Annotated in this window: 13 protein-coding genes; 8 read left to right on the top strand and 5 right to left on the bottom strand. The window is 39.6% G+C overall.

From position 1 onward, the window contains the following. Positions 1 to 67 precede the first annotated feature (67 nt). Entirely contained in the window at positions 68 to 1,042 is a 975-nt protein-coding gene (locus IL355_RS05380; RefSeq protein ID WP_192461131.1) for a phosphotransferase, read from the top strand. Further along, positions 1,039 to 2,325: an ADP-ribosylglycohydrolase family protein gene (locus IL355_RS05375; protein ID WP_192461130.1), complete on the top strand. Its 1,287-nt coding sequence runs from the start codon at positions 1,039 to 1,041 to the stop codon at positions 2,323 to 2,325. The genes IL355_RS05380 and IL355_RS05375 overlap by 4 nt, the downstream gene beginning before the upstream one ends. A 5-nt stretch (positions 2,326 to 2,330) precedes the next feature. Here the strand turns inward: IL355_RS05375 and IL355_RS05370 are convergent, their stop codons facing one another. Continuing rightward, a complete protein-coding gene (locus IL355_RS05370; RefSeq protein WP_225621117.1) occupies positions 2,331 to 3,779 on the bottom strand; it encodes a glycoside hydrolase family 32 protein in 1,449 nt (482 codons plus the stop codon). 188 nt (positions 3,780 to 3,967) lie between these two features. On the opposite strand from IL355_RS05370, the gene IL355_RS05365 reads away from it, so the two are divergent. From IL355_RS05365 to IL355_RS05350, 4 genes are all read left to right on the top strand, one after another. Further along, positions 3,968 to 4,480 (top strand): rhodanese-like domain-containing protein, encoded by a 513-nt coding sequence (locus tag IL355_RS05365; RefSeq protein WP_192461128.1) that lies wholly within the window; start codon positions 3,968 to 3,970, stop codon positions 4,478 to 4,480. Positions 4,481 to 4,568: 88 nt separating this feature from the next. Further along, positions 4,569 to 5,186, top strand: a complete 618-nt coding sequence (locus IL355_RS05360; RefSeq protein ID WP_192461127.1) for a TIGR04282 family arsenosugar biosynthesis glycosyltransferase — start codon at positions 4,569 to 4,571, stop codon at positions 5,184 to 5,186. After that, positions 5,183 to 5,998: a purine-nucleoside phosphorylase gene (locus IL355_RS05355; RefSeq protein ID WP_192461126.1), complete on the top strand. Its 816-nt coding sequence runs from the start codon at positions 5,183 to 5,185 to the stop codon at positions 5,996 to 5,998. Before IL355_RS05360 ends, IL355_RS05355 begins: the two co-directional genes overlap by 4 nt. Before the next feature lie 46 nt (positions 5,999 to 6,044). Then, a complete protein-coding gene (locus tag IL355_RS05350) occupies positions 6,045 to 6,734 on the top strand; it encodes a TIGR04283 family arsenosugar biosynthesis glycosyltransferase (protein ID WP_192461125.1) in 690 nt (229 codons plus the stop codon). A 2-nt stretch (positions 6,735 to 6,736) separates the two neighbouring features. On the opposite strand, the gene IL355_RS05345 is transcribed toward IL355_RS05350, so the two are convergent. Continuing rightward, a complete protein-coding gene (locus IL355_RS05345; RefSeq protein WP_192461124.1) occupies positions 6,737 to 7,789 on the bottom strand; it encodes an N-acetylmuramoyl-L-alanine amidase family protein in 1,053 nt (350 codons plus the stop codon). Between the two features lie 215 nt (positions 7,790 to 8,004). On the opposite strand from IL355_RS05345, the gene IL355_RS05340 reads away from it, so the two are divergent. Continuing rightward, entirely contained in the window at positions 8,005 to 8,838 is an 834-nt protein-coding gene (locus IL355_RS05340; RefSeq protein ID WP_225621116.1) for a DUF6503 family protein, read from the top strand. A 10-nt stretch (positions 8,839 to 8,848) separates the two neighbouring features. Continuing rightward, positions 8,849 to 9,379, top strand: coding sequence for a peptide deformylase (gene def, locus IL355_RS05335; RefSeq protein ID WP_192461123.1), 531 nt, complete (start codon positions 8,849 to 8,851; stop codon positions 9,377 to 9,379). A 3-nt stretch (positions 9,380 to 9,382) separates the two neighbouring features. On the opposite strand, the gene IL355_RS05330 is transcribed toward def, so the two are convergent. The 3 genes from IL355_RS05330 to IL355_RS05320 are packed head-to-tail and all read right to left on the bottom strand — an operon-like array spanning position 9,383 to position 12,436. After that, entirely contained in the window at positions 9,383 to 10,648 is a 1,266-nt protein-coding gene (locus IL355_RS05330) for a POTRA domain-containing protein (RefSeq protein WP_192461122.1), read from the bottom strand. Positions 10,649 to 10,704: 56 nt separating this feature from the next. After that, positions 10,705 to 11,448 carry a hypothetical protein gene (locus IL355_RS05325; RefSeq protein ID WP_192461121.1) on the bottom strand — a complete coding sequence of 248 codons (744 nt, stop codon included), beginning with the start codon at positions 11,446 to 11,448 and terminating at the stop codon, positions 10,705 to 10,707. Continuing rightward, the gene (locus tag IL355_RS05320) at positions 11,426 to 12,436 is read right to left on the bottom strand and encodes a glycoside hydrolase family 113 (RefSeq protein WP_192461120.1); all 1,011 of its coding nucleotides are present in this window, start codon (positions 12,434 to 12,436) and stop codon (positions 11,426 to 11,428) included. Before IL355_RS05320 ends, IL355_RS05325 begins: the two co-directional genes overlap by 23 nt. Positions 12,437 to 12,465: the final 29 nt, after the last annotated feature.

The raw sequence follows: 12,465 nt of genomic DNA, 5'->3' as shown, positions 1-12,465 counted from the left end.
CAAAAAATCCTCATAGAAATGTGAGGATTTTTTTGTTTTTACGCCTATATTGCGTAAAACTCTTGTTTTGAAAGCAATAGATATTTCTACCCCTATCCCAGAACTAGAAAGCTTTCTTTCTGCCAATTCTTGGCTAAATCCTGGAGAAAAGATCAAATCCATTGAAGAGCCGGGCGAAGGAAACATGAATGTGGTCATTCGCGTAAGTACCAATGAAAGGTCCTTTATTATAAAACAATCAAGGCCTTACGTTCAAAAATACCAGCAAATTTCAGCCCCTGTTGAGCGCATTGCTGTTGAAAAAAACTTTTACCAAGCCTTACTTCAAAACGCCGTTAGCGCACATATTCCACAAATTATTGGGTACGACGGCGCCGAAAAATTATTGCTCCTTCAGGATTTGGGCAATTGCGAGGACATGAGTATCATCTACCAAAATCGTGATATTCTAGCCAAACATCTGGATAGATTGGTATTTATTCTTGGATTGATACATAGGACCGAGGTTGATGGAGGCTTTCCTGAAAACCTTCAAATGCGTTTCCTCAATCATAAGCATATTTTTGTACTTCCCTTTGAAGAAGATAGCGACCTTGACCTAAATGACATACAGGAAGGCTTACAGGACCTATCAATACCTTTTAGGACGAGTAAGACCATTAAGACCGTGGTTGAACAGGTAGGCCAAAAATACCTTTCACAAGGCAATACACTTATACATGGCGACTACTATCCTGGCAGTTGGATGACAGAAGGTGGCGACCTATATATTATTGACCCAGAATTTGGTTTTGTTGGATTTCCAGAATTTGACCTTGGAGTTATGGCCGCTCATATAATTATGGCCACAGGAAAGAAAAGTTACCTCAACAGAATTCATGCAAGCTATCAAGGTACCGCAGACAAAAAGCTGATGGCCCAAGTGGCCGGCATTGAAATTGCAAGGCGCATTATAGGTCTAGCGCAATTACCAATGGAGCGCACCATTAAAGAGAAAACAAAACTCCTAAAAAAAGCACGAAAATTAATATTGACTGTATGAGTAGGGTCTACGCAGTATTACTCCCCCTATTTTTCTTCCTTTCCTGTAAAGAAACCGGTACTACTGAATTGGAGATTCCCGCACCAGTAAAGCAAACCTATCAAACGACACAAAAACAACTTTCCCCTGAGGAGTATTATGACAAAATTCTTGGTGCTTTGGTTGGTTCTGCCATAGGTGATGCCATGGGCGCTTCCACAGAAATGTGGCACAGAAAAGACATTCAACTTAAATATGGTTATATAACTGGCCTTACACCTGCCGTAAGACCACAATCTCCAGAAGGCACTTGGGACAACAATCTTCTTCCCGGAGCCACAACGGATGACACACGTTGGAAAATGGCCATGGTTCAGTACTTTGTCCAAAACAAAGGGGAGTTAAGCCCAGACCGCTTTACGGATTATATAATTGACTACTACCATAGCTTGACCCAAACGCTTCAGACGTCAAATGAAATACCAAAAACCGATTTTCTTGATGAACAAATTGAAAAATTGGATTGGATCAAGGAATGGGCACGGGTCTCAATGGCATACAAAGAAAGCTATAAAAATTACAGCCAAGCACTTAGTAGATTTTACGGAGGCGAAATGTCTTGTGCAGGGCAACTCTATACTCCTATGTTCGGGTTAATTTCGCAAAACGCGGAAGAAGCCTATCAATTAGCTTTTGACCATGCCTTGTTTGATATTGGTTACGCCAAGGATATCTCGGCAATGGTTTCGGCCATGACATTTGTTGCCATGCGTACACAGAGTATAGACTCCATAATCAATACCGCTACATTTGTAGACCCAAACGGTTTTCAAGATAGTAGGCTCGTGGGTAGAATTTCTTATTCCATTGCAGACGCCTCCGTCGAAAACATATTGACTATTGATCAATTAGAGCTTCAGGATCGCTTGATCAACACTTCTAGAGTGCCTAAGGGCTACATTGGTTCTCAAGAGAACTGGCTAAAACAGGAAATGGCGTACAGCTTTTTGGAAGAAAACCAAAAGGCCATTCCTTTTCATGCAGGTGAAATCTGGGAGATATTAATTACCGGACTACAATTTGGAAGTGGTGATTTTGAAAAAACCATGCAATTTATAGTCAACTACGGCAGGGACAATGATACGGTTGCCGCCGTTGCAGGTATGATTTTGGGAGCACAAAAAGGCTATTCCAATCTACCTGCCCACTTACGAACCGAAGTACTTAAAGTGAATCAAGAAAACATGGGTATAGATTTACAGCAATTGGCACAAAAACTGGCCGGCCAGCGCATTATGAACTAAATAATTTACCATACTCTCTCAACAGCGCTTATTTCCAAGTTATTGATTTCCAAGACTACATTGGATTCATTTTTAATAACCAGCTGATTATATAGATCATTGGGAAATACCTGCGCGGTCATCACGTATTGTCCTTTGTTTAAAAAAACCTCAGCGGAAGACCAATCCACCACTATTTTTACTTCAAAAGGACCTTTTGGTAAATCAACAACTGGCATTTTTTGAATGATTGTACCGAAACCCTCTTGAAAATCAACTTTTCCAGACTTAGAACGATCAATCATAAAATTGCCCTCGGCATCGAAACCAAATTCAACCACTTCCCCTTTATCATTTCCAAGCTCCAGCTGAAAATCCTTTGAAGTGGCGATAAAACTTATTTCAGACTGCCCTAAATTCTTGTTTTTGATTATTTCTCTTCCATTGGGGGCAACCTCCAGAGATAATTCTTCTTTATTTTCAACGTAGGTACTAAAAGATTTTACCGGGTAGCTATATAATAAATAGTGGCCCTTTGTATCCCTCTGTAAATTCAATTTTCTAGGCAACGTCATGGCACTTCTCCACGTTTTGGTAGGGGTTACTTGGGCATACATCCAGTTACTCATCCATCCAATAAAAATTTTGTCATCGTTAGGAGCGTTGCTATAGGTTACTCCTGCATAATTATCCGTACCCCAATCTACCCATAAGTGTTCTTTTTGCTCTGTAGTAAAAGTTTTCCCATCAAATTCCCCAACAAAATACTGCGTACCACTTCCTTGGTTGGGTGCCCCTGGATTAATACTAATAAGTAGCACCCATTTTTCCTCTTCACTCCCTTCCACCTTCATTTTAAATAAATCAGGGCATTCCCAAACTCCGCCATGTGCCCCTTTATCCTTTCCAAAAGTTCCGTTGAGCTTCCACTCCTTTAAATTAGATGAACTAAAAAACTGTGCATGATCGCCTGCAACTAAAGTCATAATCCATTGCCCTGTTTCCTCATGCCACATCACTTTTGGATCTCTAAAATCCCTGATGCCTTCATTAGGAATTACCGGATTGCCATCATATTTCACCCAAGTCTTTCCATCATCCGTACTATAGGCAATGCCTTGGGTTTGAAATGTATTTTTCCCTTCTTTTTCACCAACGGGGTCATGATACGTAAAAATGGCCACCAGTGGGGCTTCTCCTTCCTCCCCAAAGCCAGAGGTATTATCCTTATCAACCACGGCACTCCCGGAAAAAATGTACCCCAAGTCATCAGGGCACAAACCAATAGGTTGATGTTCCCACTTTATCAAGTCTTTACTAATTGCATGCCCCCAATGCATTGGGCCCCAAACCGTACTATCCGGGTAATACTGATAAAAGAGGTGATAATCGCCCTTATGATACACCATTCCGTTGGGGTCGTTCATCCACATCTTTTCAGGTGAGAAATGAAATTGAGGCCTATGTTTCTCCATATAATAAGAACTTTCATTTTTAGGCTTATCAACTAATTCCTTTTTTTCCTTCTTACAAGAGGAAACGCAAATACAAAAAAGAAAGACCGAAAAAATTAAAATTCTAGCACCCATAGTTTTGTTTGTCAAATGTTCCGTAAAAAAGATTGCCCTTCTAAAATACTATCTTTACTTTTTAAATGGAACTAATGAAGCGATATTTACTTTTTCCTATTTTCATTTTAGTTTGCCTCAACTTATACGGTCAATCTAAAATTGACAAGGCCTTAAAAAGATGGAATAAGGAATCTGTACCCTATATTGAAGTTGAAGAATTGAAGAATAATACTTCTGCTGTACTGTTGGATGCAAGAAAACGTGAGGAATTTGAAGTGAGCCATTTTAAGGATGCCATTTGGGTGGGGCACAACGACTTTCAAATGGACCAGGTTACAGAAAAAATCGCGAACAAAGACCAAGAAATTGTAGTGTATTGCTCCATTGGTGTGCGATCGGAAAATATTGGCGAGAAGTTAATGAAGGCCGGTTACACCAATGTGCGAAATCTTTATGGAGGTATCTTTCAATGGAAAAATAACGGACTTCCGGTTTTTGATAAAAATGGAATGGAAACCCAAAAGGTGCATGCATTCAATAAACAATGGGGCAAACTTTTAAAAAAGGGCGAAAAAGTCTACAATGCCGCAACCGTAAGTAATTGACCATTGCTACTACTAATACAAAACATACATTTGTCAAAGACAATATATCCCTACAAACATAGTAAAGTTGAATAGTTAAACTCCAGATTTGAACACCAATAACTTACTGCTCATATTTACCCGAAATCCAGAATTAGGAAAATGCAAAACCCGCTTGGCCGCTACCATAGGAGACAAAGCCGCTCTTAATATTTATAATTTTTTATTGGAGCATACCTATAGCATTACCCACAAGCTCGCCTGCCATAAGCAAGTTTGGTATTCTGAGGATATTTGGGAAAATGATATTTGGGATGCCACCTTCTTTGAAAAAAAATTACAGAAAGGTGAAACGTTGGGAGATAGAATGGCCTTAGCTTTCAAGAAAGGGTTTGCGGCAGGTTTTCATCGCATTGTCATTATTGGGAGTGATATGTTCGATCTTTCGGACAGGGACATTGAGGGTGCTTTTCACAAGCTTCTCGAAAACGACTTTGTTATAGGTCCCGCGGAGGATGGTGGGTATTACTTGTTAGGGATGAACACCTACAATGAAGATATTTTTAAGAACAAGCAATGGGGAACCGATAGCGTTTTACAGAGTACCCTAAAAGATATAACCAATGACAGTTGCGTACTTCTAGAAGAACGGAATGATATAGATTTGTATGACGACATTAAGGATATAGATGCCTTTCAACCATTTTTAAAAAATCATAAGGAATGACACAAAAACAACTGGATGAATCTACCGCATACTTACAATCCAAAGGATTTGAAGCACCGGAAATAGGAATCGTTCTCGGTACAGGTCTAGGTAAATTGGCTAACGAGATAGATGATGCCATTGAGGCCCATTACAACCATATTCCATTTTTTCCTTTGGCAACCGTTGAATTCCATTCTGGTAAACTTATATACGGTACCCTGCAAAATAAAAAAGTAGTGGTCATGCAGGGTAGATTCCACCTTTATGAAGGCTATGATTTTTTGGATATCACCTACCCCATTAGGGTAATGCATCAACTTGGCATCAAGAAATTGTTTATTTCCAATGCAGCTGGCGCCATTAACCTAGATTACAGTAAGGGGGAACTTATGCTTATAGATGACCATATAAACCTTCAAGGAGGTTCACCACTCGCCTTTAAAGGGGTTAGTAAATATGGAGATCGCTTTGTTGACATGGCGGAACCTTATGATGTGGACATGAAGGAAAAACTTCAGAAGATTGCAAAATCTGAGGGTATCATTCTAAGATCTGGGGTCTATGCATCCGTGGTAGGTCCGCAACTGGAAACAAAAGCAGAATACCGAATGCTTAAGATTATAGGTGCCGATGCCGTTGGAATGAGCACCGTACCTGAAGTGATCGTAGCCAACCATCTACAACTACCTGTGGTGGCAGTTTCCGTACTAACGGATGAATGCGACCCGGAAAATTTAGCGCCTGTGAATGTTCAGGAAATAATTGAGGTGGCCGGCAAGGCAGAGCCCAAAATGGTAAAATTGTTCCGAAGACTTATTGAAGAAATATAGCTATCTATTGAAAGCCGTTTCATTTATATAAACTCTTGGCAACTAGTTGGAAATATCTATCATCATTCCTGTTTTAAACGAGGAAAAATACCTCGGTATTCTTTTAAACCATCTAAAAGAGTATACCGGACAATCTTATGTCAAGGAAATTATAGTTGTTGATGGTGGAAGTACGGACCTGACCAAAAATGTTGCTTCCCAATATGAGGTGAAAATTCTGGACTCAGAAAAAGGTAGGGCCAAACAAATGAACTTGGGAGCCCAAAACGCTTCCGGAGCTATTTTATACTTCTTACATGCAGACACCCTTCCTCCACCAGATTTTCACACTAGAATCAAGGAAGCAGTTTGCGCAAAAACCGATTGCGGTTGTTTTCGAATGAAATTTGACCAAAGTAGCCCTATTCTTTCATTCTTTGCATGGTTCACCAAATTGAACTTTCTGATCTGCCGTGGAGGGGACCAAACCCTGTTTGTAACTAAGGGGCTTTTTGAACAGCTGGGTGGGTTTAATGAAGCGTTTCTTATTTATGAGGACACCGAATTTATTTCCAGACTATACAAAAGCGGTAAGTTTCAAGTACTGAACGCGTATGCCATTACCTCAGCGAGAAAATATCAACATATAGGTATTGGAAAATTACAATACCATTTTGGCATTATACATTTGAAGAGGTTGTTGGGAGCTACACCAGAGGAACTATATCAGTATTACCAACAAAAAATCGCTCTTTAGGCCTATTTCTCGTAGTCAAGTAAAACTCCTTCAGAAATCCATTTGGCCAATGCCTGTCTATTATCAGGGTCTAAAATTCGGCGTTGGTCCTTCTTATTTCTAATATTCCCAATCTCGATAAATGTCATGGCCGGATGTGTTTTTTTCACCATATATAACGATGAACGGTCCTCAAAGGTTCCAGAATACACCCTGTTTGGCTGAAACTTCTCGTACTTTTTTTGAAAGGTAGTGTGTATACTTTCAGATAGCTTCCTACCATTCTTGCTCTTTTCATGATGATAGAAAAAAACATCAATGTTTTGACCTATACTTCTACTGTCCACATGGGTCACGATAAGGCGTTGATACTTTCCTTTGTGTTCTTTATAAAGGTTATTCACTATATCTACCCGTTGTTTTAATCTATTAAGTTGGTTTAGCGGAATTATTTTATTGGGATAAGCCACCTCGTCACGATCAATTTCCAATACACGTTCATCACGTATACCATCATTTTCATCCCTTATAATGATGTATACCATTGCTCCATGTGAAATCAATTCCTTTGCTAACCTCAAGGTAATATCGTAGGCATATTCATCCTCAGCAATCATTTTACCTCCGTAATTGGCCATAGCTCCGGGGTCTGGCCCTCCATGCCCTGAAACTAAATAGTAAACTGTATTATTGAGTCGGTTGCTCTTATTGACCACTAAGGAGTGCTTCTTACCAAAAATTGCATATTCAGTTCCCTCTACCTTTTTTACTTTTTTGGAGGTATCCTCTAATTCCTCAACCACCTCAACAACTTCAGCTCCTGGGGTAGGTATAAGATATTTTCTGCCCGCATATAGATGTACACTGTCCCTTAGATTATCAACGTTCATAGCGATAAAATCATCATAATGATCATAAGGGTCTACCCCTTGTTTACGCAACAATGATAGAATACCATCCCCTTTTTTGGCCACAACGGTTGTAAGGGTATCTTGAGCCGCCATCATGTTCACCATCATAAATGGGATAAGAAATAGTGGCCTATAAAATAAGGTTATGGAGAGAAATCGATTCATTTTCAGCGTTTACCGTGATTTCTAGATCAAAAACAATGCCTAAAGTGTACTACAATACAAAATTATACATCCCGCCGATAAATCTAAAAGCTTCCCTAAAATTTAGTTAACTATTTCATCAACAGGTATTTTTTAGAAAACTTTAGGGCCTTGTTACAATAGAATGGGATTGCACTTTAGTTTTTCGGCATTCTAATATGTATGAAAAAGAAGGTATGAACGACTATATCTTTACCAAAAACGGACTCATGGCTTTCAGAACAATTCAATTCACTCTATTGCTCGGTTTTTTACTTCTTTCATGTAAAACCGATAGTAAAAACACCCCTAATAAAGAGGATACGAATATTTCCAAAACGGATGGCAAAACCATAAAAAGTAAGGCAGATGAATTGATAGCAGCTACCATAGACAAACACGGTGGCAAAAAGTACGATCAAGCGTATTACGGATTTACTTTTAGAAAAAAGAAATATACCTTTAAAAATGATGGTCCGCGGTTTATCTACACCATGGAAGAAGAGAAAGACGGAAACACTACAACCGACTCCCTGACCAACAATGGATTGGTGCGATATATCGGTTCCCGAAAAACGCAGTTAAGCGACAAGGACATTTTCAAATACACCGAAGCCCTTAATTCAGTCATTTATTTTGCCACATTACCATCTAAACTAAAAGATTCTGCAGTAAAAAGCACTTACTTGGGAGCGACCACCATTAAAAATGAACCTTATGAAATGGTTCAAGTAACTTTTGAGCAGCAGGGAGGCGGGGTTGATTTTGAAGATGTTTTTCTTTATTGGATACACTCCAAAAAGAAAACCATGGATTACTTGGCGTACGAATATCACACGAATGATGGCGGTGTACGTTTTAGAAGCGCATACAATACCAGGGATGTAGACGGAATTATTTTTCAGGACTATATCAATTATAAGGCCCCCTTAAAAACACCCCTAAAGGAACTTCCTTCCATATATGAAAAAGGGCAACTGACGGAACTCTCAAAAATAGAAACCGAGGAAGTAGTAAATTTAGGTTCCTAATAAGAAAAAAATGAACACACTAGAAGTTCTTAAAATGGGCAATCCTGACCTAAGGACAGTTTGCGAAAAGGTAACTGAGACAGACTTTGGTTCAGATGAATTTCAAACGTTCCTTAAGGAAATGGTAAACACCATGCGTGAGAAGAACGGAGTAGGCATAGCAGCTCCACAAGTAGGGGTGTTAAAAAGAGTTTTTGCAATGGAGGTGGCAAATAACCCCAGATATCCTGGAAGGGATTCATTTCCTTTGGTTATCATCATTAATCCAGAAATTAGAATTCTTTCCAATGACACTTTGGACTGTTGGGAAGGATGCCTTTCCATTCCGGGAATACGTGGGCAATTAAAGCGGGCAGAACATATTGAGCTTAGTGGCTTGGATTCTCATGGAAATCTTTACAGGGAACAGCTAACAGGTTTTCCGGCCATTGTAGCACAACATGAAATGGATCATCTTAACGGTATTTTATTTATTGACCGAATGACCGATTTAAAGACCTTAACCTTTGAAGCGGAATTTGATCAATTCTGGAACAAGTAGTCATCAGAAATATTGACCAATCCCAAAAACAATTCCATTAGAAGCATCTTTAGTTATACCATAGCCATAATCAAATCTAAAGATTGCATTAAAAATACGCTTATGCATAAATCGAAGGCCTACCCCGGGATAGACACGTAAATTTTCGGAATCCGTAAAATCGCCAAAATCGCCACCAGGGTTTCTCCAAGTACCTGCATCCACAAAAAAGTTCCCCTGTAGTACAAACCAATTTACATCAATTAGGGTATGCCTATATTCCGTATTTAGGACAATGGCCGCCGTACCCCGGTCAATTCGGTTTCCTACCCCTCTCATGTTGAGATTATTGTCTACGGTAAAGGGCGCAAACGGGGTTTCAATATTGCTCGCCAGACCCAATCGGACTCTACTGGCCCAATTTCCCCTGTCTCCCCATCTTTCATAATAGACAAAGTCATTAAAGCCAATTAAAAATTCCGGCAGGTTATTATCCGTACTACCTACATATTGAAAGTTAAGGCTGCTTTTAAAGCCCGCTAAGTATTGGTAATGGTATCTAATATTATCATAGTGATAAATTAGTTTTAGCAAATGCTTGTCTACGTTTAGTTCCTGCGGCACATTAGGATTGGTGGCTCCGGATAAATATTGGTAATCCTCTGTAAAGAAACTCCCCCCAAATTCTATTCTGTTCTTAAAGTTGAACTCATGCAGGCCCATTACCTCCACTCCTCTATTTCCATACTTATAGTTTGCAGTAGCATTATCAAAGAAAACCGGTTCTTGGGTTGAAAAGTTGTTATAAGCCACAGCAACGCCCCATTTAGGACCAAAAAGGTGAGGTGCTCGTAAGGACAGTCCGTAAGAATTGAATATATCATGTTGATAGAAGGCCCCTACCGTAATATTTCTTCCTAAAGTGTTGAATTCCTGAATACCTATTCTAAAGGCAAATTTATCATTGGAGGAAGCAAAAAGATTGGCGAAGGGAATTAACGTAAAGTTCTCCTCTACACTGTAAATAACATTATAACCTTCCTCACTTGTTTGTTCCACCTTAAAAGTGGCATTGGATATAGACGGAAGCCTGATCAGTCGTGTTACGTCTTCCTGAATTAGAAGGGAGTCTAAGGGAGTTCCAGAACCAACTTTTACAAGGTTTCTCAAAAAGGAGGCTTTAGTACTTTTATTGCCTTCAATCTTAACGGTGTCAACAACATGTTCTTGGGCCCAAAGGCCAGAACAGAAACTACACAGAATTAAAAAAGGCACAAATCTTAAAACCATATTCCCTTTCAACTAAGATAGGGCATACCAGTAAAAAACCCCTATTGTAGAATCTATTAATTTACGATGAAGGAAACTTCAGAAAATTGATTTACCCAATTGTCTTCACTTACTGCTAATAACGTGAAATTATAGGAGGAGTTCTCCTTCAATGCCGATGGTGTTCCCTTGGCAATATTAAGCACCACATTTTCCAGTTCATAAAACTGAAACAATTTCTCGTACGTATAAGTTCCGGAAATAAAATCTCTATCGGCATTTGAAATGACCTGAAAGTATATGGCCGAATCTGTGTAGGCACCATCTCCCCAAGTGAATTGAGGCATTTGAGGCATTTCGGATTCAATACGGATATTTTCCGGAAGATACTCCGTTGGTTTCGTTTCATGCTTTATACGTATTGGGTTGGAGACATGGGTCTTCCCCGCTTCGTCAAAAGTGACCACCACCCATTTTTCTTCCATAAAAGCCACTTCAAACTTGGCCAAATACCTATTAAAAACATCGGCAACAGCTAAATGTAATTCGTAATAATTACTAAAATCATTCTTGTCTGCCGTGGCATTTTCTGTTTCAAAATACCTAAAATTGGTTGCGCCCGCCCGCGGATAAAAAAATACACTCACCATGTCATCATTTTCATTGCTGGCAGCACAGGCAATAACGTTGTCCAGAACCACGGAATCTCCATTTAAGGATTCTTGTAAATTGGACTCGCCATTGTCCATATCCGTTGAACAGGAAACTAAAACGAGACCTAAAAGGATATAGACCAGACTATTTCTGTTGGTATTCCTCATAAAATGATTTGATTACATTTTGTGCCGGCTTGTTTTGTGGCGTAAATCTATTGTCATTGGAACCTCCAGATTCTTTATGATTTATGAACCATTTCCATACATACCCGCCAGCGAACCATTCTTCTGGCCAAAACTCCTCAAAAATAGCGGTGGTAGCATTGGCTTGCCCCTCCATATTAACGGGGTTTTCGTGACGGTCTACCAACCACGGTTTCCAAGCCGTTTGATGAGTGCTCCTATAACCAAATTCCGTAAAAAGTACAGGGCGTTCCATTTCTTCGGATAACGCTTTAATGTCAGGTTTGTGTCTTTGCCAACCTTCCCTACATTGTGCAACGGTTGGGGTTTCATGTTCACATAAAGGAAAATAGGCGTCTATTCCAATAAAATCCAATTCCTGCCAAAAAGGGGTTCTCTTATATTCATCCCAATTGGCTGCGTAAGTGAGTTTACCCTTGTATACTTTCTTGATTTTTGGAATTAGCTTGGACCAAAAATCCGACCTGATGGTCACAAACTTTTCCAGCTCCGTTCCTATGCAAAAGATATCAACTTCTGCTTCGGCCGCTAATTCCGCATAATTAAGGATAAACCGTTCATAGGATTCCTCAAAAACCTGCCAGTCTTTCTCCGATTCCAATTCAAAAGAACCAGTAAACAATCCTCTCCAAATCCAAATTTGAGGCTTCAACATTACTTTGACCCCACTTTTATGCAGCATTTCAATATACTGCTTGGCACCTTTACGGGTTTCGCCATGCCACTGCCGATCGGTATCAAAAATAATTTCAGGCTCCTCCGCATTCCTTATAAATCCAAAGGGCATAATGGCGGCATGGTTGGCATGGATATTAAGCACTTCTTGCACATGGGATTGTGCTACCTCTTCTCTAGAGGCCACAAAACTAATCCCGTTGATTTTTTCAGAACTTTGACTGGAACACGAAAACTGCAAAAAGCATAGAAATAATAGGCCAAATAGTCTCATAAACCATAAATCAAGCCCCCTAAAATACA

It is taken from the genome of Euzebyella saccharophila (assembly GCF_014855495.1).
GTDB lineage: Bacteria > Bacteroidota > Bacteroidia > Flavobacteriales > Flavobacteriaceae > Euzebyella > Euzebyella saccharophila.
This window is presented reverse-complemented; position numbering and strand designations above follow the sequence as displayed.